The sequence below is a fragment of the Dickeya poaceiphila genome, from assembly GCF_007858975.2.
GTDB lineage: Bacteria > Pseudomonadota > Gammaproteobacteria > Enterobacterales > Enterobacteriaceae > Dickeya > Dickeya poaceiphila.
In genome coordinates this window covers 3,308,703-3,334,382 of record NZ_CP042220.2, presented here as the reverse complement: position 1 = coordinate 3,334,382, position 25,680 = coordinate 3,308,703, and the positions used below count along the sequence as shown (strand labels likewise).

19 protein-coding genes, 1 tRNA gene and 3 pseudogenes are annotated in these 25,680 nt (G+C 49.9%); 18 read left to right on the top strand and 5 right to left on the bottom strand.

Features of this window, described 5'->3' with window-relative positions:
- The first annotated feature begins 273 nt into the window (after nt 1-273).
- The gene (gene dinB / locus Dpoa569_RS14890; protein ID WP_042872325.1) at nt 274-1,332 is read left to right on the top strand and encodes a DNA polymerase IV; all 1,059 of its coding nucleotides are present in this window, start codon (nt 274-276) and stop codon (nt 1,330-1,332) included.
- 109 nt (nt 1,333-1,441) lie between these two features.
- Here dinB and pepD read toward each other — a convergent pair whose 3' ends face one another.
- Both pepD and Dpoa569_RS14880 read right to left on the bottom strand, forming a co-directional pair.
- Nucleotides 1,442-2,902 carry a beta-Ala-His dipeptidase gene (gene pepD, locus Dpoa569_RS14885; RefSeq protein WP_042872323.1) on the bottom strand — a complete coding sequence of 487 codons (1,461 nt, stop codon included), beginning with the start codon at nt 2,900-2,902 and terminating at the stop codon, nt 1,442-1,444.
- 303 nt (nt 2,903-3,205) lie between these two features.
- A complete protein-coding gene (locus Dpoa569_RS14880) occupies nt 3,206-3,406 on the bottom strand; it encodes a hypothetical protein (RefSeq protein ID WP_042872321.1) in 201 nt (66 codons plus the stop codon).
- Between the two features lie 232 nt (nt 3,407-3,638).
- Between Dpoa569_RS14880 and gpt the strand changes: the two genes are divergently transcribed.
- From gpt to Dpoa569_RS14850, 6 genes are all read left to right on the top strand, one after another.
- Entirely contained in the window at nt 3,639-4,097 is a 459-nt protein-coding gene (gene gpt, locus Dpoa569_RS14875; RefSeq protein WP_042872318.1) for a xanthine phosphoribosyltransferase, read from the top strand.
- Nucleotides 4,098-4,256: 159 nt separating this feature from the next.
- The gene (gene frsA / locus Dpoa569_RS14870) at nt 4,257-5,510 is read left to right on the top strand and encodes an esterase FrsA (protein WP_042874050.1); all 1,254 of its coding nucleotides are present in this window, start codon (nt 4,257-4,259) and stop codon (nt 5,508-5,510) included.
- A gap of 182 nt (nt 5,511-5,692) precedes the next feature.
- Nucleotides 5,693-6,052, top strand: coding sequence for a sigma factor-binding protein Crl (gene crl / locus Dpoa569_RS14865; RefSeq protein WP_042872316.1), 360 nt, complete (start codon nt 5,693-5,695; stop codon nt 6,050-6,052).
- Nucleotides 6,053-6,184: 132 nt separating this feature from the next.
- Nucleotides 6,185-7,288 carry a glutamate 5-kinase gene (gene proB, locus Dpoa569_RS14860; protein ID WP_042872314.1) on the top strand — a complete coding sequence of 368 codons (1,104 nt, stop codon included), beginning with the start codon at nt 6,185-6,187 and terminating at the stop codon, nt 7,286-7,288.
- Nucleotides 7,289-7,298: 10 nt separating this feature from the next.
- Nucleotides 7,299-8,552 (top strand): glutamate-5-semialdehyde dehydrogenase, encoded by a 1,254-nt coding sequence (gene proA, locus Dpoa569_RS14855; protein ID WP_042872313.1) that lies wholly within the window; start codon nt 7,299-7,301, stop codon nt 8,550-8,552.
- 152 nt (nt 8,553-8,704) lie between these two features.
- Nucleotides 8,705-8,780: transfer RNA gene (locus Dpoa569_RS14850), tRNA-Thr, on the top strand.
- A gap of 96 nt (nt 8,781-8,876) precedes the next feature.
- On the opposite strand, the gene Dpoa569_RS14845 is transcribed toward Dpoa569_RS14850, so the two are convergent.
- Nucleotides 8,877-9,122: a hypothetical protein gene (locus Dpoa569_RS14845; RefSeq protein WP_042872311.1), complete on the bottom strand. Its 246-nt coding sequence runs from the start codon at nt 9,120-9,122 to the stop codon at nt 8,877-8,879.
- Between Dpoa569_RS14845 and Dpoa569_RS19765 the strand changes: the two are divergent.
- The 8 genes and pseudogenes from Dpoa569_RS19765 to Dpoa569_RS14800 all read left to right on the top strand — a co-directional run.
- A pseudogene (locus Dpoa569_RS19765) lies at nt 9,075-9,212 on the top strand (cell filamentation protein Fic); the annotation flags it as partial. The gene Dpoa569_RS14845 and the pseudogene Dpoa569_RS19765 sit on opposite strands and share 48 nt — an antisense overlap.
- A gap of 397 nt (nt 9,213-9,609) precedes the next feature.
- A complete protein-coding gene (locus tag Dpoa569_RS14830; protein ID WP_146411489.1) occupies nt 9,610-10,623 on the top strand; it encodes a hypothetical protein in 1,014 nt (337 codons plus the stop codon).
- Between the two features lie 106 nt (nt 10,624-10,729).
- Complete coding sequence (locus tag Dpoa569_RS14825) at nt 10,730-10,966, top strand: helix-turn-helix transcriptional regulator (protein WP_012768679.1); 237 nt, start codon at nt 10,730-10,732, stop codon at nt 10,964-10,966.
- A 129-nt stretch (nt 10,967-11,095) separates the two neighbouring features.
- Entirely contained in the window at nt 11,096-12,505 is a 1,410-nt protein-coding gene (locus Dpoa569_RS14820) for a YfjI family protein (protein WP_042872309.1), read from the top strand.
- A gap of 227 nt (nt 12,506-12,732) precedes the next feature.
- Complete coding sequence (locus tag Dpoa569_RS14815; RefSeq protein WP_042872306.1) at nt 12,733-13,356, top strand: inovirus Gp2 family protein; 624 nt, start codon at nt 12,733-12,735, stop codon at nt 13,354-13,356.
- 481 nt (nt 13,357-13,837) lie between these two features.
- Nucleotides 13,838-14,485, top strand: coding sequence for a hypothetical protein (locus Dpoa569_RS14810; protein WP_042872304.1), 648 nt, complete (start codon nt 13,838-13,840; stop codon nt 14,483-14,485).
- Nucleotides 14,482-15,705 (top strand): XRE family transcriptional regulator, encoded by a 1,224-nt coding sequence (locus tag Dpoa569_RS14805; protein WP_042872302.1) that lies wholly within the window; start codon nt 14,482-14,484, stop codon nt 15,703-15,705. Before Dpoa569_RS14810 ends, Dpoa569_RS14805 begins: the two co-directional genes overlap by 4 nt.
- 97 nt (nt 15,706-15,802) lie before the next feature.
- Nucleotides 15,803-17,005 (top strand): IS256 family transposase, encoded by a 1,203-nt coding sequence (locus Dpoa569_RS14800; protein ID WP_146411014.1) that lies wholly within the window; start codon nt 15,803-15,805, stop codon nt 17,003-17,005.
- A 598-nt stretch (nt 17,006-17,603) separates the two neighbouring features.
- On the opposite strand, the pseudogene Dpoa569_RS14790 reads toward Dpoa569_RS14800, so the two are convergent.
- Nucleotides 17,604-18,598, bottom strand: a pseudogene (locus Dpoa569_RS14790) (IS3 family transposase); the annotation flags it as partial.
- 66 nt (nt 18,599-18,664) lie between these two features.
- Between Dpoa569_RS14790 and Dpoa569_RS14785 the strand changes: the two are divergent.
- Nucleotides 18,665-19,687 carry an IS110 family RNA-guided transposase gene (locus tag Dpoa569_RS14785; RefSeq protein WP_042868906.1) on the top strand — a complete coding sequence of 341 codons (1,023 nt, stop codon included), beginning with the start codon at nt 18,665-18,667 and terminating at the stop codon, nt 19,685-19,687.
- 222 nt (nt 19,688-19,909) lie between these two features.
- Here the strand turns inward: Dpoa569_RS14785 and Dpoa569_RS14780 are convergent.
- Nucleotides 19,910-20,026, bottom strand: a pseudogene (locus Dpoa569_RS14780) (transposase); the annotation flags it as partial.
- Nucleotides 20,027-20,618: 592 nt separating this feature from the next.
- Here Dpoa569_RS14780 and Dpoa569_RS14775 point away from each other — a divergent pair.
- Both Dpoa569_RS14775 and Dpoa569_RS14770 read left to right on the top strand, forming a co-directional pair.
- Nucleotides 20,619-22,217 carry a hypothetical protein gene (locus Dpoa569_RS14775; RefSeq protein WP_128569679.1) on the top strand — a complete coding sequence of 533 codons (1,599 nt, stop codon included), beginning with the start codon at nt 20,619-20,621 and terminating at the stop codon, nt 22,215-22,217.
- Between the two features lie 9 nt (nt 22,218-22,226).
- Nucleotides 22,227-25,658, top strand: coding sequence for an AAA family ATPase (locus Dpoa569_RS14770; RefSeq protein ID WP_042868908.1), 3,432 nt, complete (start codon nt 22,227-22,229; stop codon nt 25,656-25,658).
- The last annotated feature ends 22 nt before the right edge of the window (nt 25,659-25,680 follow it).

Genomic DNA, 25,680 nt, shown 5'->3' with positions numbered 1-25,680 from the left:
CGGTGACGCCCCGCATTCCTTATCTGTCAGGCTTTGTCCTGCCATTAGGCTATGCCCCGTAGCGGGGGATAGGCTGATGTCAAGTCGCACAACCACATTATCACCGTATCCGTTTTATTCAGGAAGGAAAAAAGAATAAAAAAGTAGACTATTCCGATCAGTTAAATTCCCGTCGAGAGTTTGCCGCCGATTTGATGCTATGGCTTTGCAGAAGCGAAGGAGTTGCCTGTCATAAAATGTTGCTGTATGTTTATACAGTTATCTGGAGGGGCGATGCGCAAAATCATTCACGTTGATATGGATTGCTTTTATGCCGCAATAGAGATGCGGGATAACCCGCGCTTGCGCGATATTCCGTTGGCGATTGGCGGCAGTGCTGATCGCCGCGGCGTGATTTGCACCGCCAACTATCCGGCCCGTCGTTATGGCGTACGCAGTGCTATGGCGACCGCTACCGCGTTGAGACTGTGTCCGCATTTGACGCTGTTGCCCGGCAGAATGGAGCTTTACAAAGCGACTTCCAGCCAAATCAGGGCGATCTTTTCCCGTTACACTTCGCTGATTGAGCCGTTGTCGCTGGATGAAGCCTATCTTGATGTGACTGATAGCCAGCACTGTGGTGGGTCTGCCACCCTGATGGCGCAGGAAATCCGTCAGACTATCTTTAATGAGTTGCAACTGACTGCTTCGGCTGGCGTTGCGCCAATCAAGTTTCTCGCCAAAGTCGCTTCTGAACAAAACAAACCCAACGGGAAATGTGTGATTTCGCCTGCGCAAATGGAGGCATTTCTGCTGGCGTTGCCGCTGGAAAAGATCCCCGGCGTCGGTAAGGTGACCGCTAAACGGCTGGCGGAATGCGGGTTGCACACCTGTGCTGATGTGCGTCGCTATCCACTGACCGAACTGCTGCGAGAGTTCGGTAAATTTGGCCGGGTGCTGTGGGAACGCTGCCATGGTATTGACGAGCGCCAGATATCGCCGGATCGCCTGCGTAAATCAGTCGGCGTTGAAAAAACGCTGGCGCAGGATATTCACGACTGGACCGCCTGCGAAGCGTTAATTGAGCGATTGTACGATGAGCTGGAGCGGCGCTTGCGGCGTGTCCGCCCGGATCTGCATATTGCCCGACAAGGGGTAAAACTGAAGTTTGATGATTTTCGTCAGACGACACAGGAGCATGTCTGGCCGGTGCTGAATAAACTGGATTTACTGAGGCTGGCGCGGGAGAGTTGGGAGCAACGGCGCGAGGCGCGAGGTGTTCGGCTGGTGGGGTTGCAGGTGTCGTTGATAGACCCGCAGCTTGAACGGCAACTGGTGTTTCAGTGGGACTGATGTCGTCATGGGCATGATGTTGTCGTGGTGAGACATAGTACGACATGGTACGACAAAAGGATCTACATCTGGCGGCGATGCCCGACCGTGCGGGCATCGCCGGTGCGGGTTACGCGCGTTCCGGAATGGCTTTCAACAGCGCGGTCAGCAATTTCCAGTACTGGCCGACGCTGGCGATATGCACCTGTTCATCCGGTGAGTGAGGACCGGTGATGGTCGGCCCAATCGAAACCATGTCCATGTTCGGATACGGTTTTTTGAACAAACCACACTCCAGCCCGGCGTGGATCACCATGATGTTGGGGGTTTTGTTGAACAGCTTCTGGTAAGTTTCACGCACCAGATGCATAACCGGTGATTGTGCGTCCGGCTGCCAGCCAGGGTAACCGCCCTTGGCCTGGGTGTCGGCGCCTGCCAGTTCACCCAGCGAGGTGAGCATACTCACGACATACTCTTTACCGCTATCGACCAGTGAACGAATCAGGCAATGGATTTCTGCCTGCGTGTCAGTCATGCCGACCACGCCGACGTTCAGCGAGGTTTCCACTACGCCTTTCACGTCGTCGCTCATGCGGATCACACCGTTCGGCGTGCTGTTCAGCAGGGCGATGAAACGGTCACGGCTGGCGGTGGTCAGCGCTGCCGCTGTGCTGTCTGCCGTTTCCAGCAGCAGAGTGAGATTCTTTTCCACTGCCGCGAGTTCATGCTTCAGTACCGCCAGATAAGCTTGCGCGGCGGCCTTCAGCGCATCGGCCTTATCGGCTGACACCGCCAGAGTAATGGCGCCTTCACGCGGAATGGCGTTACGCAGCGTACCGCCGTGCAGGTCGATGACCCGCAGGTCTAGTTCCACGGCGTGTTGTGCCAGAAAACGCGCCAGCAGTTTATTGACGTTGCCAAGCCCCAGGTGGATATCACAACCAGAATGACCGCCTTTCAGCCCTTTGATCACCAGCTTCACTGTCTGGTAACCAGCCGGAACCGCTTCGCGCTGCAGCGGCAAACGGGTCAGAAAATCGATACCGCCGGCGCAACCCATGTAAATTTCGCCTTCCTCTTCGGAATCGGTATTGATCAGGATGTCGCCTTGCAGCCAGTTGGGTTGCAGGCCGAACGCGCCGTCCATGCCGGCTTCTTCCGTCATGGTCAGCAGTACTTCCAGCGGCCCGTGCTCTACGCTGTCGTCAGACAAGACGGCCAGTGCGGAGGCCATGCCGATACCGTTGTCTGCGCCAAGCGTCGTGCCACGCGCTTTGATCCACTCGCCATCGATATAGGGCTGGATAGGGTCGGTGGTGAAGTCGTGTACGGTGTCGTTGTTTTTCTGCGGCACCATGTCCAGATGCGCCTGAATCACCACGGGTTTACGGTTTTCCATGCCGCGTGTCGCGGGTTTGCGCAGCAGGATATTGCCCACCTGATCGCGTTCTGTATGAAGGCCGCGTTCTTGCGCCCAGGACATAATGTAAGCGGCCAGCGCTTCTTCATGGTAGGACGGGTGCGGAATAGAACAGATTTTGGCGAAAATATCCCACAGCGGTTGTGGGGAGAGTTGAGACAAGGCAGACACTATTTAACCTCTCCAGTTAAGCACTCACGCGACAAACGGCACGTGATGCCAGAGCAACATCGTTATTGATCGCCTGAAGACGCAGGCACGTAGGCTATGTGCTGACGAGACGTTGGATTAGCGGCCCACATCATTACGGCATACAGCCTGCTACAGAATACCACTTTCCCATGATCGGGGAGAATGGTCACAGCATAAGGATTATGAATAGCAGGTCTGATGCGGGTAAGCCTTGATCGAATGTGCAGATTAATCGAGGGGGCTGGGGAAGAGAGATAGCTCCCTTCCCATTATTCGCTATGACTACCTGTAATCGTTAGGGCGGTACGCATCGGAAGCGTCATCGTTGCGGCGTACCTGAATGGGGATCAGGGCTGGCTGTCGTCGTAATAACAAACGTAAACTGACGCTCAGTTCGAAGCAGAACAACATCAGTATGATGATAGCGAAGAAAGGGGCGAACACGTCCAGTTGTGCAAGGAAGAAGCTGTCAAAAATCGTCATGGGTGTTCTCCTGGCTGTTTTTTGCTCCCTTTGTTTGTAACGCATTCGTAACATCGCGTCTAATAACTTTTTCACATTACGGCGACTTAATTAATTACGGTGAGTTACCATTTGATGGGGTTATGCATAAATACTGGTTTTTGTCCGACCAGCTATCTATAATCTCGCGCAACCTTATTTTCCCCTTCTGACTCTGATTAAGCCGACTTCACTGTTGGCTGGGATATGTTTTATGAGTGAAAAGTACATCGTCACCTGGGATATGTTGCAAATCCATGCCCGCAAAATGGCTCAACGCTTGCTGCCAGCCGAACAGTGGAAAGGCATTATTGCCGTGAGCCGTGGCGGCTTGGTTCCGGGAGCGCTGCTGGCCCGCGAACTGGGTATTCGTAATGTCGATACCGTGTGTATCTCCAGCTACGATCATGACAGTCAGCGTGAGCTGAAAGTGCTCAAACGCGCTGAAGGTGACGGTGAAGGCTACATCGTAATTGATGATTTGGTGGATACCGGCGGCACCGCCAAAGCTATCCGCGAAATGTATCCGAAAGCTCACTTCATCACTATCTTCGCCAAACCTGCTGGCAAACCGCTGGTGGACGACTACGTAGTGGATATCCCACAAGATACCTGGATTGAACAGCCGTGGGACATGGGCGTGGTATTTGTACCGCCTTTGGTTGATTGTTAATCCGATAACATCATTATTTTTGACACGCCCGGTTATGCCGGGCGTGTCTGTTTCTGTGAATGGAATTGCGCGACATGTTTGGTTTTCGCGGCTGTGGTTCGGTACACTTTTCTCACAAACCATTACTGTTCTTTCGTTGATTCGTCCATGGAGGCCGCTGTGGTTCAGGCTAACCTGTCCGAAACGCTGTTTAAACCCTCAGTCAAGCATCAGGAAACCTCCACGCTGATTCAGCGTTCCCGTCATGTGGCCGGTGCTGCGGCCATGCAGTCAGCGCTGGAGGGAGAAAACCCCCGTAACTGGTACCGGATGCTCAACCGGCTGTTGTGGATTTGGCGCGGCGTACATCCGTGGGAGATTGAAGAGGTGCTGTCGCGTATTGCCGCCAGTCAGGCAGCGCGCAGCGACGACCAGCATCTGGATACGGTCATTGGTTATCGCGGCGGTAACTGGATATATGAATGGGTATCGCAAGGTATGCGCTGGCAGCAGCAGGCTGGCCAGCACCCCCATAAGAGCGAGCAGACCGGTCAGTGCTGGTTGAATGCTGCTAATCTGTACAGTATTGCTGCTTATCCCCACCTTAAAGGCGATGATCTGGCAGAACAGGCCCAGGTATTGGCTAATCGTGCTTATGAAGAAGCGGCTACCCACCTGTCTTATGAACTCAAAACCCTGACGTTTCCGGTGGAGGGCGGCGGGCAGTTGACGGCGTTCCTGCATCTGCCGGCGCAGGGGCAGGCACCGTTCCCGACGGTACTGATATGCGGCAGTCTGGATATGCTGCAATGCGATTATCATCGCCTGTTTCAGGATTATCTCGCGCCGACCGGATTTGCGATGTTGACGGTGGATATGCCGTCGGTAGGGTTCTCTTCGCGTTGGAAACTGGATCAGGATTCCAGCTTTCTGCATCAGCAGGTACTGCGTGCGCTGCCAGATGTGCCATGGGTCGATCACACTCGCGTCGGTGCTTTTGGTTTTCGCTTTGGGGCGAATATCGCGGTGCGGCTGGCTTATCTGGAAGCAAACCGGTTGCGTGCAGTCGCTTGTCTGGGTCCTATTGTGCATCACCTGCTGTCGGATGCGCAGCGTCAGCAGCAGGTGCCGGATATGTTTATGGATGTGCTGGCAAGCCGCCTTGGTATGACCTATTCCTCGGATGCGGCGTTGCTGGTGGAAATGGGACGCTATTCCCTTAAAACGCAGGGATTACTGGGGCGGCGTTGTCCGACGCCGATGCTCTCCGGCTACTGGAAGGACGACCTGATTAGCCCTCCGGAAGAGTCGATGCTGATTGTCAATTCGTCACAACAGGGCAAATTGTTGGCGCTGAATTTCTCACCGGTGTATCAGACGTTTCATCTGGCGCTACAACAGATGACCGATTGGTTGCATCGACAACTGCGCTAATCAAAGAGGTGAATACAGCTTGTTGATTTTCTATCATTAATTTGATGCGCCCTGGTGTGATATGGCTCGCGCCCTGAAACGGTGGAAACAAAAAAACTTGAACCCTCGCCAGAAGTCCGGCAGGGTTTAACCATTTCCGTCGTCGTGAATGCTTGGAAGTCGTTGGGTTTAGAGGGGGGGTCATGATAGTGAAAAGCAGGCTCATAAAGAGCTTTGCCTCGTTGGGGCCTTATTTGCGTGAAGATCAATGTCAGGAAAACCGTTTTTTCTTTGATTGCCTGGCGGTTTGTGTCAATGTAAAACCTGCGCCGGAAAAGCGAGAGTTTTGGGGCTGGTGGCTTAGTCTGGAGTGGCAGGAACAAACCCTGTTTTATACCTACCACATCGGTCTGTTTGACAAGGCTGGCAACTGGCGCGAAGAAACTATCAAAGATACTGAGGTACATGAGAAAGTGCTGGCTACCCGTGAAGATTTCCACACCCGCCTGCAGGCGTTGGTAGAACAACTCGACCCGCCTTTTTCCCTCTCCGCACGACCATGATGCTCTCCGGCATCGCGCCGGAGCTGGGGTGAGGCGTTTCGCCGCTGGCTTGACGTTCTCCCCTTGTAACAGGTTTTTTCGTTCGTCTTACTTATCGTTCAACTTTAATCGTTAACACAACGGCAGAAAATTATGAGTGGCAGCCAGACCTTGGTTGTAAAACTGGGCACCAGCGTGCTGACCGGCGGTTCACGCCGTCTCAACCGTGCCCATATTGTCGAATTGGTGCGCCAATGCGCCCAACAACATGCCGCAGGGCATCGTATTGTGATTGTGACTTCCGGGGCGATTGCCGCTGGCCGCGAGCATCTGGGATATCCGGAACTGCCACCCACCATTGCCACCAAACAGTTGCTGGCGGCAGTCGGGCAGAGCCGGTTGATTCAATTGTGGGAGCAGCTATTTTCCATTTATGGCATTCACATCGGGCAGATGCTGCTGACCCGCGCTGATCTGGAAGACAGGGAACGTTTCCTTAATGCCCGCGATACCATGCGTGCCTTGCTCGACAACCACATTGTGCCGGTGATTAATGAGAATGATGCGGTTGCTACGGCTGAAATTAAAGTCGGCGATAACGATAACCTGTCGGCCCTGGCCGCCATGCTGGCAGATGCCGACAAACTATTGCTGTTGACCGATCAAGCCGGGCTGTTTACCGCTGACCCGCGCACTAACCCGGATGCCGAGCTCATCCGCGAAGTGCAGGGCGTGACCGACGAACTGCGCCAGATTGCCGGCGGCAGCGTCTCCGGCCTCGGCACGGGCGGCATGTCCACCAAACTGCAGGCCGCTGATGTGGCGTGCCGCTCAGGCATTGAGGTGGTGATTGCCGCAGGCAACCGGGCTGGCGTTATCGGTGATGTGATTAACGATGTGTCGGTCGGTACGCGTTTTCATGCGCTGGAAACCCCGTTGGAAAGCCGTAAACGCTGGATTTTCGGTGCGCCGCCTGCCGGTGAAATCACCGTGGATGACGGCGCACTGGCCGCCATGCTGGAGCGCGGCAGCTCACTGTTGCCCAAAGGCATCCGCGAGGTGGCGGGCAATTTCTCTCGTGGCGAGGTGATTCGTATCCGCAGCCTGAACGGGCGTGACCTGGCCCATGCCGTCACCCGCTATAACAGCGATGCGCTGCGTATGATTGCCGGCCACCACTCGCAGGAGATTGCTGACATTCTGGGGTATGAATACGGCCCGGTCGCCGTTCACCGCGACGACATGATCATTATTTGAGGAACACATGATGCTTGAGCAAATGGGGCAAGCGGCCAGAACGGCCTCTTATCAGCTGGCGGCGCTCAGCACCAGCCAGAAAAATAAGGCGTTGATGACGATAGCGGATTTGCTGGAAGCCCAGTGTGATGCCATTCTTTCCGCCAACGAGCAGGATCTGGCGCAAGCCAGAGAAAACGGCATGAGCGCAGCATTGCAGGATCGCCTGTTGCTGACGCCAGCGCGTTTAAGCGCTATTGCCGATGATGTGCGTCAGGTCTGCCGCCTGAACGATCCGGTTGGCGAAGTGATTGATGGCCGCATTCTGGATAACGGCCTGAAGCTGGAGCGCCGCCGTGTACCGCTTGGCGTGGTGGGGGTGATTTATGAAGCCCGGCCAAACGTGACGGTGGATGTCGCCAGCCTGTGCCTGAAAACCGGCAATGCCGTGATTTTACGCGGCGGTAAAGAGACGTATCGCACCAATGCTGCTACCGTAAAAGTAATCCAACAGGCGCTGACCGAATGTGGGCTGCCCGCTGCGGCGATTCAGGCGATTGAAAGCCCGGATCGAGAGTTGGTCAATCAACTACTGAAACTTGATCGTTATGTTGACATGCTGATCCCTCGCGGTGGTGCCGGTCTGCACAAGTTGTGCCGCGAGCAGTCCACCATTCCGGTGATCACCGGCGGTATCGGCGTATGCCATATGTTTGCCGACGACAGCATTGATTTTGAAAAAGCGCTGACGGTGATTGAAAGTGCTAAAGTGCAGCGCCCCAGTGCTTGCAATAGCCTGGAAACCCTGCTGGTGCATCAGGCGATTGCCGCACGTTTTCTGCCGCTGCTCAGTGAAAAAATGGCGCAGGCGAATGTCACACTGCACGCCAGTGACAACGCGATGCCTTATCTGGCAACTGGCCCAGCCACGGTTATCGCCGTCAACGAGCAGGATTACGATGATGAATGGCTCTCCAACGATCTCAACGTCACGCTGGTCGAGGACATGGCGGCGGCGATTGCCCATATTCGCCAGCACGGTACCCAGCATTCTGACGCGATTCTGACGCGTTCCATCACTAATGCCGAACGTTTCGTGCGTGAAGTGGATTCTTCAGCGGTGTATGTCAACGCCAGCACCCGTTTTACCGACGGCGGCCAGTTCGGCCTTGGCGCGGAAGTGGCGGTCAGCACCCAGAAACTGCACGCACGCGGCCCAATGGGACTTGAAGCGCTCACCACCTATAAATGGATTGGTTACGGCGACGATCTGGTTCGCGCATAACGCTGCCAATGCCCGGCAGATCGAGTGATCGCCTGCCGGGCAATGCGCTTAGAAAACCATCAGACGATACGCGCAAGTATTGACTTGCCAGTACGATTTCACTAGTTTGTCACCCCGTAGTTCACGTCACGCACTCGCGGGACGCTCTCAGGGCCGATATAGCTCAGTTGGTAGAGCAGCGCATTCGTAATGCGAAGGTCGTAGGTTCGACTCCTATTATCGGCACCATAAAATCAGTAAGTTACGATATCATCCCTCTCTGAAATCTCCTTTTCTTGTTCTCGGGTACACAAATTACAATGTATAGGTTATCTCCGTGGTTTTTCACAAAATTCCCACCATCTCATTTTGCGATGCTTGCTTTGTAGCATCCAACGAGTTTGGGCCTGCCAGTTTTGTTTCCTCAGGGCTCGATTGGGATGCGCTGTCACGCGACGATAACCGTTCGTTGCCCGCTCTGCCTATCTGCTGAATGAGCAGCAACAGGCGAGCCTTATCCTCTTTGCTGTCGCGCACTGCCCGGTGCTGGCAGGGAAGGGATTGCTGGATTACAGCCTGTGGAATAAGCATAAGGCGTTTTACTTCAAGGCAATTCAGGCGGGCGTATCAGGAAACTACAGCCCCATGATGCAACTGGTGAGCGACATAATGTCAGATTAACAACGGGCGAGGCCGACGGCTTTCGCCTGTGTCTGATTTTTTTGAGTTGCTGCTCAATTTGTTGCACAGAAATACCCGTTTCAATAGCGGTTGATCTGGTAACGGCAGGTAGATTTGTGCTTTAGTAATCTGGTTATGTGCTGTTTTTTGTCATGCTGAAAGCCCCATTCTTTCAATCCTGATTTAAGTTTGAATAGGAACAGCCCGCAAAGCCAGATACAGCTTTAAGTAGCCTATATTGATTAGGTCATCTTATTGGCATAGATTGATGTGTCACGCTGTATTCTTGTTGATGTAAAGTGATGGAAGATTCTTTTTGATTTTTTTTAAATAAATTTAAACATAACGGCTTATCCTGATAGAATTTTTGGTAATGACAATATGTTGGCGGTGATAAATGAAAGAAAATTCTGATTTCCATGATGCTATTAATTCTTTGCTTTATTCCAGCGATGCTGAACGGCTTGATATTTCTGATGATTTCTATCGCGTTGATGATTTCTCTAAGAAATCCCATGTAAAAATCGAAGAGATAATAGATGTATGGTTGAGTGGTAAAATAAACATATATGTTTATCTTCGTTCTGTGTATTGCAGGATTAACCGTTATCCTAATAAAGAAGAGAATCGCTATGATACAAGTGAGATTGCTTTTGGTAGAGATTTTTATCAAGATGAGAGGAGTCCTCAGGACAAAATAAGAAAATATATACCCTGTAAAAAAGAGTCTGAGATTAAAGAATATATAGATTTTAGCGGGAGTAGCAGTTTCAAATACGTTTACAATGGATATGCTAGTGGTTATTGGTGGTTACAACCGACTGGTATCACCCATTTGGTAAGGGATAATTACAACCTTAAAAATGCTAATGATGAATGGGTTTCAATCCCCGGTGAAGTTGATGTTTTTGGTAGAGATAAAAGGGATTATCTTCTGTTTAACACCGATGTTTATATTTCATTTGAACAGTTATATATTTCTAGTTCTGATTTTAAAATAATAAAAGAATGTTTTTCTTACAATGAAAATAGTGAAATGGAAAGGTATGACCCACCTTATAACCGAATCGCAATGGTTCTTCTTATAAATAAGATTTTCAGTGTTAATGGTCATGTGACTTACTCAAATGTTAGTACAGCTCTTTCAAGTAATGGAATCAATGTTGGGCAAACAACCATAAAAAAAGTCCTTGAAGAAACATTTGAGAAAAGAGATAAGCCTTACAAAATACAGCCCCAGCATTCCAGGATAGCCGCTTGCTTAATCACGCTTCATTGCAAAAGTAAAAATATTCCTAAAACACCATCTAATGTAGCTCGAATATTGAACGATCTTGTCAAGTCATCACCAAGAGAATGGTGTATCGTCTTTACCCCCGAAATTGCTGCTAACATTATGAAAGTAAAGTGATAAATAGCTCTTGCTAAAGGCTTATTAAGCCTTTAGCAAGAGCTCCTCAGCTTTTCTCCACACTCGCACTGATTCATGCTGCACTTGTCGAAACAAAGGAGGCAGTATGAGTACAACATTTATTTCCCCAACCCCAGAACAACGTTTGCAAGTCCTGCGTAATTACGGTGAGAAAGGTGATCGTCTCGTGCGTGAACGGGAGCGACAACGTATTACGTCCATTTCCCGCTCTACCGCGTGGAAACTGGAGCAGGTAGGTAAGTTTCCGTTGCGCAAATCGCTTGGCGCTAAATCCTGTGGATGGCTCTTAAGTGATCTGCTTTGTTGGATCAATGAGCGTTAGCATCAGGCTTTTTTTGCATTTATCTTTTTTTCCTGAAATACCCATGTTCATCCTGCTATTTCCGCTATTAATAGCGGAATAGCAAGGTGAGGGAGATCGTTTTCAACGTTAACTGAATAAGAGGTATCTATGCTGTGTAGTCGCCCTTTTCCCGTGCATGTGTTTCCGCCGATCATCAAAAACGCGGTTTATGAAGTGGAGCAGCATACGCAGGCTCCCCAGGCTTTGATTGTCACAGCGATACTGGGGGCTATTTCTCTTGCCTGCCAGAACCTGATTGATGTGTGCCGACAAAGTAATTTGTGCGGACCAGTATCGCTTTTTTTATTGACGCTGGCGGAATCTGGTGAGAGAAAAAGTACGGTGGACAAACTACTGATGAACCCATTATATCAACTGGAAGAGGAATGGTTTGAAAAATATACCCAAGACCTGATTATCTGGCGGAATGAGGATACGGCTTTTAATATTGCAAAGAAAGCACTGATTTCAAAACTTAAATCAGAAATTCTCCGCGACAAAGATCATTCTACAACGGATGAACGACTGAAAGCACTCCTTACGGATACCCCGAAAATGCCGGTCAGGTTCAAGCAGATTTTCAACGATGCCACACCTGCGGCAATAAAAGACCATCTCTGCGGACGTTGGAGGTCTATTGGTCTTATGTCTGATGAAGCTGGCATTATCTTTAATGGCTACACGCTGAATGAACTGCCTTTCATCAATAAAATGTGGGATGGCGGAATGTTTTCCGTGGAAAGGAAAAGCGAGCCAGCTAAATTAATCAAAGATGCCAGAATGACGTTGGGATTGATGGTTCAGCCTGATGTTTTTAAGGGCTACATCGAGCGGAAAGGCGATATGGCAAAAGGGATAGGCTTCTTCGCACGGTGTCTGGTGTGCCAGCCCAGCTCAACACAAGGCTACAGAAAAATTACCAGCCCGGTTGTCTCAAGTGAGCATCTGCCGATATTTCATCAGCGACTGATAGATATCGGTAATGAGAGCATAGCTAAAAACGCCGAAAATGAGCGTCAATGCCTGCACTTCTCTCCTGAAGCAGAAAAACGCTGGATCGAATTTTATAACAAAGTCGAGTCGGAAATGGGCCTGATTGGTTTCCTGTCTGATTTTAAGGATTATGCGTCCAAGATAGCAGAGAACATGGCAAGGATTGCTGCACTGCTGCATTATTTCAACGGTGATGAAGGCGACATATCCCTTAATGCGGTGGAATCAGCCGCAGCGATAAGCGCCTGGTATGTGGATGAGTATGTAAGGATTTTTTCTAAGCCAGAGCCCCTGCTGCTGGTCAGTTCCGAAGCGGATGAACTTTACGCGTGGATAAAAGATTATTGCTATAAGTGTTTCGTGCCATATATCAGGAAGACAACCATTCTGCAATATGGTCCGAACCGGTTCAGAAACCGGAGTAAAGTGAATGAACTACTCAGTACGCTTTACTCGCAAAAGAAAATACGGGCAGAGAAAAGAGGGAAAACACTTTTTATACAACCTGTCGTTAATTTTATGTAACGGATAATTCAAATTTAAAACGATAATCATCGTTTTATTAAAGAGTCATTATTGCAACTAATTGCAGAGTGATTTTTGAACAGTCATCGTAGGTTGCGGCTATTCTTTGTCTGAAATAGAGTGTCGGATAGTTATTATATTGTCATTAGCAATATCTGTATATCCGCCACGTTAATAAGACATAGCCAGTAATGCGATGACTGTTATCCATCGAGGAATAATTTATTATGAATCTCTACGATAGCGAGTATGGAAGTCATGTTAAATCATACAAAGAAAGAATTATCGACGTTATTAATAAGGCTGTTAAAGAACACAACCGTACACTGGCAGTACGGGTGGATCTTCATGACCCGGCTATTCTGGATAATGGTGATACCATTTCCTGTATCGCTAATACTGATTCAGGTGCTATATCAAGATTTACTAATTCACTAAAAGCAAAATTAATAGCAAATGAGCAGCGCAAGTACAGAGAGGGTAAACGGGTGCATCCTAACACGCTGCGGTATGCATGGGTAAGGGAATTTACCCAGAATGGTAAACGTCATTATCATGTATTTCTGTTCCTGAACAAAGATGCTTATTACCACCTGGGAGATTTCAATCTGGATGAAGATACGCTAAGAACCATGATTACCTCGGCATGGTGTAGCGCGTTAAACCTGACTCCCGAAGAGGGACAGCACCTGGTGCAATACCCCATTAATGGTAAATATACCCTGAACCGTGACGATATTCTCAATGGCATTTACCCCAGCGACTTACTGAACCGGATTGATTATCTCACTAAAGTGAAAAGTAAGATCTTTGATGACGGGAATAGATCATTTGGCTGTAGCAATAACTGAGTTTATTTTTTACATTTCCCGCCTTTTTATTGGAAGGCGGGTTAATGGTCTGACTTTAAAGAACGTCAGTAAGCCCGAGCCTGCTATTAATGGTAAATCTGCACTAGGTCATCTTCAGACAGGCCGGTCATTTGAGTCACGGCGGTTGCGATCCAGTTTGCTCTGAAACGTGGTACGGGTGATTTTCAATGCTTCTTCTTGGATAACCTGCCTTTACGAGTAACGGCAAGATGAAAATATAATTATAAAAATCAATATATTAAAACTAAATGGCACAATAAACGGAGATTCTGGCCAGTCATGGCTCAAACCGTATCACTTTCGCCCAGAGGTCAGTGTGTTCGTTCAACTGGGTAATCGGCATTCACTTTCATTCGTAACACGTGATTTTTGTACATAAGAGAAATTTTTTAACGACAAAACGTAGACACACGAAAAAATATGGATGTAAAATCACGGCTATCGGTGACAGTGATAGGAAATGGTCGTGAAAAAATCTAAAGTGGCAGATCTCATCGTTCAGCATGTTCCCAAACAACTTCTCATGGCCCTTTCCGACGCAATCTATGCGGCGTCAAAGCGTTCTTATGATTCTGCACAAAAGAAAAACCAAGGCCACAGGGCAACTGCACTTGGCTTGGAACGTTATTTGAATTTGAATGAAACCATCCATGAAGTATTCGAGGCGAATGGTTGTAACCCTGGTAAATTGTCTGGTAACCGTATCGTAGAAGGCCATATCGGTATCTTCACAATTGCTCGTGAAAGCTACAACGATAACCAGTGGAAGAGACTTTTTCGCAGCAAACGTAAGCAAGCACTCATTGCCGAGAACTTATTTGTGGAAAAAATAGTGCAACCGGATTTATTCTCCGACGGTAATGATGTGCCAAAAGCTACGCTGTTCATAGTATGCCGCTTTTCAGGTTCATTACAGACCCAGCCAGAAGCTCCGCTGTTGATAGAGCTGGTTGTTCCAAGTTCTGATGGGAAGAGCTGGGTTTTCCACGAGCCGCTTGAGCTTTTTCTAACCCGATATGATGTTGCTCCGTCTCAAGAGGATAACGCGTTCCCTGGATTGAAAAAGGGCGTTATCAAGAAAGACGGAACAGAGGATGATGATGTATGAGCCGAGGAATTACTGAATTTCAACCGGATAGGCTAGTGCAAGTTCTAGCAGCTCGGCGGCTATCCCAAACTCAACTAGCTACGATGGTTGGTGTATCGCCAGCAACCATCAGCAAATGGCGTTCTGGTCAGCAGGCTCCCGAGTCTGAAGCCTTAGAACGTCTGGCTTCAGTCGTAAATGTCACACCTGAATGGTTTACGCGCCCTCTGCTGTCTGGTATGTCAAAGCCTTTGTTCAGAAGTAACGCTTCAGCCCACGTAGCCGCACGGGCGATGTTAGAGACTCGTATCCATTGGGTTAATGAGTTGGTTACTAAGCTGACTGAGTTTGTAGATCTGCCCGAACTAAAATTACCACACCGCAGTTTTATAAATATCGATGAAATCAGTGATGCTGATATCGAGGATGCAGCCAATGAGTGTCGTGCTCTATGGAATCTTGGTACAAAGGAAATACCTGATCTTGCGTTAGCTGCGGAGAGTAACGGCATCATCGTTATTAGAGAAGAAACGGGGGTTGCACAAATTGAAGGGTTATCCGCATGGAGTGAAACTTTAGGTGTTCCTTTTGTCTTGCTCTCTTCAGATAAAGGTAATGCTTTTCGTAGCAGGTTCGACCTCGCGCATGAGATCGGGCATCTGATTCTTCATCGCTATGTTGGCAACGAACTTGAGGCTGAACGTTATAAACTAAAGGAAAGCCAAGCTCATAAATTTGCAGGAGCGTTACTGTTGCCTGCAAAAGCATTCGCTGAAGAAATCAGAACACCAGTCACATTGGATAGTCTGCTTTTGACTAAGCAGCGGTATGGTATTTCTGTCGCAGCAAGTATAATGCGGTTATATGCACTAAATATTATTACTGAAGAAGAGAAGCAGAACCTCTACAAGCGTCTTTCTGCGCGTTGGGGGGTGAGGTCGGAGCCAGGTGATGACTATCGTGATCCTGAGAAACCACGTTTGTTGAAACGTACAATAGAATTGCTGGCCTCTTCAGGAATTATTTCTGTTGAAAGGCTGCCGGCCTTTGTGGGATTGTCCGCTATTGATGTTGAAATGATGGTAGGTTTGCCCGAGGGGTATGTGTCTGGTAAGAAGGCTGCTGTTGTACATCTAACAAGATTGAAATCCATGATGGTCGAGCGGCGTGAAGAGCAGGCGAACGAGCATAGGGGTACTTTGGTACAGTTTACGAGATCTCCGAAGCGTTCTAATTCTTAATATTCATATAGCCACGCATGATAAATGCGTGGCTTTTTTTGGGAGTGTTAGAAATTCTGTGTCATTCCAGTAATATACAATCAAAAAGGAATGACATATGTCCCAGCCCTTCGATTTCGATAAAGCGCTTAAAGCCCTCCAGTCCGGTCAGGCATTAACGGGCAAAGATGGTATCTTAACGCCTTTAATCAAACAGTTAACGGAAGCTGCCCTGTCTGCGGAACTGGACTCTCATCTGGCTCAGGACATTGAAGCTAACCGTAAAAATGGCTCCGGCAAAAAGACCATTAAAGCCCCGACGGGCAGCTTCGAGCTGGCGACTCCGCGCGATCGTAATGGCACTTTTGAACCCCAGTTGGTGAAAAAACATCAGACCACGTTATCCGACGAGATCGAACACAAGATCATTCGCCTGTTTGCACTGGGGATGAGCTATCAGGACATTAGCCGGGAGATCGAAGATTTATATGCCTTCAGCGTGTCCACTGCCACCATCAGTGCAGTAACCGATAAAGTCATCCCTGAACTAAAACAGTGGCAACAGCGCCCGCTGGAGCAGGTTTATCCCTTCGTCTGGCTGGACGCTATTCACTATAAAATTCGGGAAGATGGCCGCTATCAGAGCAAAGCGGTTTACACCGTGCTGGCCCTGAATCTGGAAGGTAAAAAGGAAGTTCTGGGCCTGTATCTGTCAGAAAGTGAGGGGGCTAACTTCTGGCTGTCGGTATTAAGCGACCTGCAAAATCGCGGTGTTAAAGACATTCTGATTGCCTGCGTGGACGGGCTGACCGGCTTCCCAGAGGCAATAAACAGCATTTATCCGCAGACGGAAGTGCAGTTGTGCGTCATTCATCAGATACGCAATTCGATTAAATATGTGGCCTCAAAGCACCATAAAGCCTTCATGACCGACCTGAAGCCAGTCTACCGTGCAGTGTCAAAAGAAGCGGCCGAAATGGCACTGGATGAGCTGGAAGCGAAATGGGGGTTGCAGTATCCGGTGGTGCTCCAGTCGTGGCGACGCAAGTGGGACAATCTGTCAGCGTACTTCCGCTATCCGGCAAATATCCGCAAAGTCATTTACACCACAAATGCTATCGAATCGGTGCACAGACAGTTCAGGAAGCTGACCAAAACCAAAGGTGCTTTCCCGAATGAAAACAGTCTGTTGAAGCTGCTTTATCTGGGGCTGATGAACGCACAGGAAAAATGGACAATGCCCATCCAGAGCTGGAATTTGACATTGTCACAGTTGGCCATTTATTTTGAAGGGCGACTAAATAACGTGATGACGTTGTAGAATTTTTAACGTGACACAGAATTCTGAACGCTCTCCTTTTTTTGCGTCCAGTATGAGTACATACTTGCAGGTACTGACCCTGACTCAAAATCCTGCTCTATTCAGAAATAGAATCCCGGCATGAATAACCAGATCCTGTCGTTGTACGCCAAGTGTATGGCCATCTGCGGGATCGCCGCTGCTGTATGACGCTGACATCTCACCCGCGCGGCTATCGAGCTGGTTGTCGAATTGCGAAATTGTCCGCTCGATGTTGTCTATCCTATTGTTTATTTCAATTGATTAATACACCACTATGTTAATAGTGTCTTCATTGATAATATGGGGTGATTTGCCTAAAAATTTGTTTTTTACTTAAAATTCAGTAGGATAATATCTACCTACTGGCATTAAACTGCGGTTTTTTCTGCAAGCAAAGGATTCAATGTGGGCAAGTCAATCAGGACATATAAAAAGTTAGCGGACCTTCTGACGGAAACAATATTCCTGTTTCACCAACAGGAATATGTAACCCGACAGCAATTAACCAAGAAATTTAATGTTTCTGGGCGTACTGTTTTTCGAGACTTTTGCAGATGGAAGTGTAAGTACACCCGTTTTAGTTCCATGCACTTTTTGAGATATCCGGTTTTTCAGTCATCAGCCGGTATTCTTCCGGCGTCAGGTTATTCAGGGATTCATGAGGCCGCTCGCTGTTGTATTCCGTCAGCCAGCGCTCTGTGATTTCCCTTGCTTCATTCAGCGTCCTGAACAGATAAAAATCCAGGATTTCTGTCCGGTACGTCCGGTTAAAACGTTCGATAAAGGCATTTTGCGTCGGCTTGCCCGGCTTAATAAACTCCAGCAATACACCATGCTCTTCTGCCCACTGTGCCAGCGCCAGCGAGACCAGTTCTGGTCCGTTGTCCATCCGCAGTTTCAGCGGATAACCACGGTTTGCCACGATCCTGTCCAATACCCTGACCACCCGCTGCGCCGGGATATTCAGATCGATTTCTATCGCGAGAGCCTCGCGATTAAAGTCATCTACCACATTAAAGGTCCGAAAGCGCCTGCCGCAGACCAGCGCATCATGCATAAAATCTATCGACCAGCTCTGGTTAAGTGCTTCCAGCGTCACCAGCGGTGCGGGGTTACGCATGGGCAAACGTTGCTTTTCTTTACGACGAAAATTCAGTTTTAACAGGCAGTAAATACGATGAACGCGTTTATGGTTCCATGCATGCCCCTGCCTGCGTAACTTCTGGAACAACTTCTTGAAGCCGTAGCGCGGATAGCGTTCCGCCATTTCAGTCAATACCTGAATCACCGGCTCATCACGCCGGGTGTCAGGCTGATAAAAATAGACCGTCCTGCTCAACGATAACGCCCTGCATGCCTGGCGGATGCTCATCGCAAACTGTGTGGTCAGATAACTGACGAGCTCACGCTTTATCGCGGGTTTTAAAGCTTTTTTTCAATGACATCCTTGAGTGCGCGGCACTCCAGACTCAGATCGGCGAACATCTGTTTCAGACGCCGGTTTTCGTCCTCCAGATCTTTCATCTTTTTGATATCAGAGGCTTCCATACCGCCAAACTTTGCTTTCCAGTTAATGGGATGGACTACCTCTTCCCTCTGCGGTTAACTGTACGAAATATGTTCAGCAGGAGAATCACCATGAATATCGTATTTCTGGGTATTGATCTGGCGAAAAATGTCTTTCAGCTCTGCGGGTTAAACCAGGCTGGTAAGCCGGTTTATTCAAAACGTACCGGCCGAAAAGAATTACTCCAGATGGTGGCGAATATTCCGGCGTGCCTGATCGGTATAGAAGCATCCACAGGCGCATTTTACTGGCAGCGTGAGTTTGCGAAATTGGGTCATAACGTAAAAGTCATCAGCCCCCAATATGTAAAACCTTTTGTCCGTGGGCAAAAAAATGACGGTAACGATGCGCAGGCGATAGCTGTGGCTCTGATGCAACCTACGATGCAGTTTGTTCCACCGAAAAACCTTGAACAGCAGGATATTCAGGCTCTACACCGTGCAAGACAGCGTATTGTTAATCATCGTACTGCTACAGTCTGTCAAATCCGAGGGCTGCTGCTTGATCGGGGAATAACAATCGGCGCGGCAGTCTCAAGAGTTCGTCGTGCCGTTCCGCTTATCCTTGAAGATGCTGAAAATGGTCTTAGCGTTAGAATGCGCAGGACGATTGCAGAACTATATGATCTCTTTAACGATCTGAGTCGTCGTATAAACTTTTTTGACAAAGAAATTGAGGCTGTGTTCAGGCAATCAGAAGCCTGCCAGCGCATTGCCAAAGTTAAAGGCATTGGTCCTAAAACAGCCACGGCTGTTGTTGCCGCGATTGGCAAAGGAACTGAATTTAAAAATGGTCGCCACTTTGCCGCATGGCTTGGTCTGGTTCCACGACAGCACTCGAGTGGCAACAAGCAGGTACTGATGAATATGACGAAAAAAGGCGACAAGCATTTGCGGACACTTTTTATTCATGGTGCCCGCGCTGTCGTCAGAGTTGCTACGAATAACAATGATGGCAGCCTGCATCAGTGGGTTAACCAGTTAAAGGAACGGCGCGGGTTTAATAAAACGACCGTGGCGGTCGCTAACAAGAACGCGAGAATAATCTGGTCGATGCTGAGAAACGACACCGAGTATCAGGCAGTTGGAAGTTAGTACCCAGCCAGACGAGTTGCAGTGTACTGAAAAATGGTGACAGGTTGCACCTGCACAATCGGAACCTGGCTATTATATTGGCCTCAGAGGCCGTCCAGTTGTTGAGGCGATTGTGTGCGGATTACCCATTTGGGCACAGGTTAGTTTTCCTGATGCCGGATAGATGTAAGCAACAACCCAAAACCAGATTCTGTACTTGCAAAATGGAGGTAGTCCATAGATGTAATACGAAGCCTCGGATATTCCCGCTTCGCGGCAAACGTCTTTGACGGTCCGTCCGGCTTCAACGGACTTCAGAACGACGATGATCTGGTGTTCGGTAAATCGGGCTTTGCGCATGGAGATCTCCTCAACGGGACATAATCAGTATGTCGGAAGATCTCTAAAAGTGAATGGTTCGGTTTACCGGGATACTTACAGAAGGCATTCCACAATTTTCCATTAAACATTCGGTGGCGGAATATGAGAGTGAAAATGCGCTGTCACACCATTTTGGTCAACTCCACTAAATTATTGCTAAACACCGCATATGCTCGTTTTTCTATAAAGAGAAATGACGTACTGCTAAATAGCTGCGCGGAATAGTGCTCCACTTTCGGTTAGCCTTTGTAGGGTAAGGTTTTCTCTGTCTGGCTGTGCTGCATCGGGCCTCGAATGTGTTGCCCCTTACGCAAAATGCCACATGTCCGTAAACGGTAGGTGTAGCGGTATTAGGCGCAGCTATTTAGGCTAGGTCATCAATGAGCAAAGCAGTGATGGCAGCCTAAAGATCACCGACAAGATTGCCGAAGAGCGCTAGTTATTGTCCAAGGGGTGCTATTGGCTGCTCAACCGACATTCTATCTCTCGAATCGTTGCACATGACCTTGCAGATGCTGCTGGCTGACGCACTGACGGTTTTCGCATCGCCAGATAAAAATTGAAATAAGGAATGTTACACATGGCTGAAAATGACGTGATTAATGAACAAATTCGCACCACGCCTGCGCCGTTAGATCTCATTGATGAGGGGCATCAGGAACAGCTGGCAGATGATATGTCCGTTGCATGGCGCGATGTGGGCGGTGATCCGCAGGCGACAGCGCAACTACTGCGGCAGTTTACGAAACAGGCGAGTCATGCACCGGATGACTCGCCTGTTGTCTGGCTACAGGCGCAGTTTCGCCAGCATGCAGAGCTGTGGCCGAATGACGATGCGCTCACCCACGATGCGAATGAAATCGTTGAAACCGTAAAACGTCAGCAAGAATTAAAAGCGTCCCTGAAAGCCACGCGACAGAAGGGCAAAAGTCGTGACAACTGGCTGGGCAAAGAGATGCAGCATTCCGCCCGGCGCCATGGCGTGCTCAGCATCGGGGACTATGCACAATCGATTGATAATGCTCTGACCCATGCCAATGATCTGCTGCACAACACTATCACCCGCAACGACGGGCAGATCAGCATGGCGCGTAACCTTGATGGGTTTATCGCCGAGGTGCACCACGTCAACACCTTCAATATCAACGCGAAGGCAGCTGGTTCCTCGGCGCGGGCCGAACTGGTGGTGAAACCGGGTAAGGCATTCAGCAAAAACTCCGTTGATATTCAGATCAAAGACGGCGGTGGCAAAGTCGTGCGCCGCTACCAGGCGAAATATGGCGCGGATGCGGGCAGCACGGAAAAACTGTTCGAGCACGGCGACTATCGCGGCCAGGGTTCCCTGGTGCCGGAAGGCCACGCTGCGGAGATGCAACGCAAAGCGGTGGAATCCATTGATTATGAAGGCGTAGCGTCCACGCCCTTATCGAAAGAAGAGGCGATCCGCCAGTGCGAGAAGGCGCATAAAGAGAAACAGATCAGCGAGATGGACTGGCATAACGCGGATGCCATCACCGTTGGCAAACAGATTGGCAAAACCGCGCTGATGGCGGCGGGCCTCGGGGTTTGTTTCCAGGGAGGGCGTATTCTGGCCCGTCGCCTGTGGAACAGCCTCACCGGCAAGGAAAACGCATCGGCGGGAGAAGATGTGCAGGAATTTGTTGAAGACTCACTCAAGACCGCAGGCAGCACCATGCTGACCGTTGCCACTTCGGGGGCGCTGCTGGTAGCCTCCCGCCGGGGCTTTTTGGGCAGCGTGATGAAAAACACCCCAGCCGGACGTATTGCGATGATCGGTTCTGTGGCGGTGGATAACCTCAAGAACCTCTACGACCTAGCGAAAGGCAATATCTCCAAAGAAGAGGCGCTGGATCGCGTCGCCAACACCACCGTTACTACCGTGGCAGGCATCGCAGCGGCGGAGGCGGGCGTCGGAATTGGCGCGGCTATCGGCACTGTTTTCGGCCCGGCGGGCTCCTTTTTGGGGGGGCTGGCGGGCGGCGTCATTGGCGGCATGCTGGGCAGTACAGTGGTGGATAAAGTCTACAAGGCCGGGAAATCGGTTGCCAAAGCAGCGGTCTCTGCGGTTGCCGATAGCGTGTCTGCGATTGGCCGGGGCGTCTCGAGCTTCGTCAGTTCCGTGGGCAGTTTCCTGAGCAGTTTTTGGTAAGGGGGAAGAATGGACAGTCTGTTAACGACCCGGCTGATAACCTGGATCCGCGCCGGACATGCGGGTTTTTATCTGCACAGCGGCGAAGATGATCGTATCGATACGTTGTTAAGCGCGGTGGCCAAAGAGACCGGTTTTCGGCTGCGGGAATGGAACCTGGCCTGGGGCTGGGTGGATTTCGACGATCGTCATCCGCTGGTGGTTGCCGGTATTTCAGCCCCCCCACAGGCCGATCAGATGCTAGCCGGATTGCTGGATGATGATCTGGAAAATACCATCCTGGTGTTCCGCAATATCAGAACCGTGCTGGACTCCTCGCCGCTGGTGGCCGCGCGTCTGCAGCAACTGTTGCTGCGTATCCGCCGTCACCACAGCGGTGAGTGCTGCGTGGTTTGCGTGGATGACCGCGTGGACATTCCCTCACTGATTGAACCGCTGATTACTCTGGTTGAATTGCCGCTTCCGCGTCGCGATGCTATTCGCCAGCAGGCGGAGCAGTTCGCCCGCGAACGTCAGTTAACCGTGTCTGACGCGCTGCTTAACAGGATCAGCACCACGCTGACCGGCCTGACCGCCAGCCAGATTAGCCAGTCTCTGGCCGTTGCTCTGGAAAAACACGGTGAGCTTGACGAGAAAGCGCTCGCCGCGCTGCTCCAGGAAAAAGAGCAGATCATCGGTAAAAGTGGCGTGCTGGAAATGGTCAAGGTTCGGGAGAACCTGACGGACATTGGCGGGCTGGAGAACCTGAAAAAATGGCTGGAGCGTAAAGCCGCCATTTTGCAGCGCCTGCCGGAGGCGGAGGAGGCCGGGTTGCAGGCACCGAAAGGGGTGCTGGTGGCGGGGATGCCGGGCTGCGGTAAATCTCTTACCGCCAAAGCGGTCGCCAACCTGTTCGGGCTGCCGCTGCTGCGTCTGGACATCGGCTCCCTGCTGGGTAAATACGTCGGGGAGAGTGAGCACAATATGCGCCGGGCGCTGGCGATGGCTGAGACCATCAGCCCCTGCGTACTGTGGGTGGATGAACTGGAAAAAGCGTTCGTCGGTATCGGGTCTTCTAATGCATCGGAAGTGACATCCCGGCTGTTGGGCTACTTCCTGACCTGGATGCAGGAGAAAACCAGCGCGGTGTTTGTGGTGGCAACGGCCAATAACGTTACCGCACTGCCGCCGGAGTTGCTACGTAAGGGGCGTTTCGACGATGTCTTTTACGTCGGCTTCCCGTATCTGGCTGAGCGTAAAGCCATTCTCAGTATCCACCTGAAAGCGGCCTGGCACACCTTCACGGCAGAACAGCAACAGCAACTGGCGGTGCTGTGCCGTAATTTTGCCGGAGCGGATATTCAAAACGCGGTGAATGATGCCCGCGAGAGCGCCTTCCTGGCTGGCGTGAATATCGATTATTCCCGCCTGTGCCGGGCGCTGGAGCGCACGGTTCCGCTGCGTGAGACCCTGCGTGACCAGGTGGGCCAGTATGAAGCGCTGTTCGAGAAGATGAAGCTGAAAGCGGCGTCGCATATCGATGGGCTCAGCCTGGCGGAGATGATCCGACTGGCGGATGACACCAACCCGCACGAGCGTTTGCGGGTGGCACAGGCAGAAGAGTGTAGCGAAGATCTGCTCGAAAAACTGGCGAAAGACAGTTATGCAGAAGTGCGCCACGCGGTATACAGCAACCCGTATTGCACCGCGCGTATTCTGTCGGCCTGTATTGCCCCGGCGGAAACCGGCGAGGTTCACGATAAAACGTCGCTGGCGCTGGCCTGCGTACACCATAACGCGCCAACTAACCTGCTGCTGTCGCTGATTCAGAAGAACAAGCTTAATGATGAGATTTTGCTGCAACTGGCGGAGAAAGCGCACTGCGTGGAGAGCGTGCTGGATACAATATTATCGCGTAAAAACAGTGCGTTGCAGCAAGCGGTGTTACGTCACGCCAACTGCCCGGAAGCGCAGCGTGAAGAGTATCTCTACGAGCAAAATGATGCACTAAGAGCCGCCGTGGCGTTTAACCCGGTGCTCACTGGCGCACAGCAGGCGGTGTTGCTCAAGGACAATAAATCTGTGGTGCGTATCGCGCTGGCGAAAAACCCGGCGCTGGCCGAAGAGGTAAAACAGCAACTGGCGCAGGACAATGACAGCGCGGTGGTGGATGCCCTGGAAGAGGCGCAGAAGCAACCCGACGCATCGGCGCAGGAGAGCGCTGGCGGCAGCAATGATGACAGCGCGCTGCTGGCACAGCTCGACAAAGGCGATGTTCACGCTTTACTGGCGCTGGCGGAGCGGCGCAATCTTTCCGCGCTGGTGCAGCGTCGGTTTGCTCAGAAAGTGACGAATGAAGCGGCGCTGGCGACTCTGGCGGTGAACCCGAAATTAACGGCAGAGACTCAGCAGATCCTAGCCAGTGAAGGGAGTCCTGCCGTGCGTGATGCACTAGCATCCAATTCTGCGCTAGTGCCAACAGTACAGGTTTATCTGTATGAAAATGGGTTGAAGGAGACTCAGCAAAGCCTAATGCGGAATACGGCACTCTGCGAAGAGGTGCAATTGATGGCGGTAGAGCATAAGGATAGAGATGTGCTGACTATGCTGGCACAGAATATGGCAGTGCCAGAAAATGTGTGCGATATGTTACTGGCGATGAATCAAATCAGAATCGACGAAAACTTGGCAGCTAATCCTAATATTTCACAACAAGTACAACAGACTTTATATTCAAGAAGTTATAAGACATCATCAGGTGAGCATGATGAATGTGTCAAAAAGCAGCTTTGTAGAAATGAAAACCTTCATGAGACTCTTTTTAATAAATTGGCTTCAAAAACAAAATATCATGATGATTTGTTATGTAACTCTTTAATCAGTAAATTTAATTTTGGAAAAATAGATAAAGCCTTTAGCCTTAAATCCAGAAAAACAGACATGAATTCGTTCATTACTTCGATTATTCGAATGGTGGATACTACATTTTTTGTTCCGGAGTATATGAACAACCCTAGATTACCGGAGAGATTACAAGCTATTATTATCGAAAACAATAAAGACAATGCGAACTATTTAAGCGTTATAGCCTCAAATACAGGCCTGGTTCCTTCCCAACAGAGCATTCTAAGCCAAAATATCGACCTGGATGTGTTACTTAATCTTATCAGGAACCCTGCTAGCACGTCCCGCACGATTGAAGCTGCTACGCAGCAAATCAAGCGTTACACCTCCATTAAAGATAAGTTAAGCGAGAGGATTAAAGAGAAAGAAAAAGAGTTCGAAAGCAAAAAAATCGAGCTTGAAAAACAGCATCAAATTTCCAGCAGTGGATTCATCAAGAGTATTACGACCGTAAATGAGCTCAGGGAGAATGCAATTATATCTTTGCTAAAAGAAGAATTGGATTGGATGTATGACTTTGCAAAAAGTGTCGGGGTTGCACTTACCAATAGCAACTAACTGGAGGCTGTGCGTCATTCTG

What these genes read in the sequence shown, in the direction of transcription:
- dinB (WP_042872325.1), top strand. Translation starts at nt 274, where the DNA reads ATGCGCAAAATCATTCACGTTGATATGGATTGCTTTTATGCCGCAATA.
- Dpoa569_RS14880 (WP_042872321.1), bottom strand. Translation starts at nt 3,406, where the DNA reads ATGACGATTTTTGACAGCTTCTTCCTTGCACAACTGGACGTGTTCGCC.
- gpt (WP_042872318.1), top strand. Translation starts at nt 3,639, where the DNA reads ATGAGTGAAAAGTACATCGTCACCTGGGATATGTTGCAAATCCATGCC.
- crl (WP_042872316.1), top strand. Translation starts at nt 5,693, where the DNA reads ATGATAGTGAAAAGCAGGCTCATAAAGAGCTTTGCCTCGTTGGGGCCT.
- proB (WP_042872314.1), top strand. Translation starts at nt 6,185, where the DNA reads ATGAGTGGCAGCCAGACCTTGGTTGTAAAACTGGGCACCAGCGTGCTG.
- proA (WP_042872313.1), top strand. Translation starts at nt 7,299, where the DNA reads ATGCTTGAGCAAATGGGGCAAGCGGCCAGAACGGCCTCTTATCAGCTG.
- Dpoa569_RS14845 (WP_042872311.1), bottom strand. Translation starts at nt 9,122, where the DNA reads ATGCTTATTCCACAGGCTGTAATCCAGCAATCCCTTCCCTGCCAGCAC.
- Dpoa569_RS14830 (WP_146411489.1), top strand. Translation starts at nt 9,610, where the DNA reads ATGAAAGAAAATTCTGATTTCCATGATGCTATTAATTCTTTGCTTTAT.
- Dpoa569_RS14825 (WP_012768679.1), top strand. Translation starts at nt 10,730, where the DNA reads ATGAGTACAACATTTATTTCCCCAACCCCAGAACAACGTTTGCAAGTC.
- Dpoa569_RS14820 (WP_042872309.1), top strand. Translation starts at nt 11,096, where the DNA reads ATGCTGTGTAGTCGCCCTTTTCCCGTGCATGTGTTTCCGCCGATCATC.
- Dpoa569_RS14815 (WP_042872306.1), top strand. Translation starts at nt 12,733, where the DNA reads ATGAATCTCTACGATAGCGAGTATGGAAGTCATGTTAAATCATACAAA.
- Dpoa569_RS14810 (WP_042872304.1), top strand. Translation starts at nt 13,838, where the DNA reads ATGGTCGTGAAAAAATCTAAAGTGGCAGATCTCATCGTTCAGCATGTT.
- Dpoa569_RS14805 (WP_042872302.1), top strand. Translation starts at nt 14,482, where the DNA reads ATGAGCCGAGGAATTACTGAATTTCAACCGGATAGGCTAGTGCAAGTT.
- Dpoa569_RS14800 (WP_146411014.1), top strand. Translation starts at nt 15,803, where the DNA reads ATGTCCCAGCCCTTCGATTTCGATAAAGCGCTTAAAGCCCTCCAGTCC.
- Dpoa569_RS14785 (WP_042868906.1), top strand. Translation starts at nt 18,665, where the DNA reads ATGAATATCGTATTTCTGGGTATTGATCTGGCGAAAAATGTCTTTCAG.
- Dpoa569_RS14775 (WP_128569679.1), top strand. Translation starts at nt 20,619, where the DNA reads ATGTTACACATGGCTGAAAATGACGTGATTAATGAACAAATTCGCACC.
- Dpoa569_RS14770 (WP_042868908.1), top strand. Translation starts at nt 22,227, where the DNA reads ATGGACAGTCTGTTAACGACCCGGCTGATAACCTGGATCCGCGCCGGA.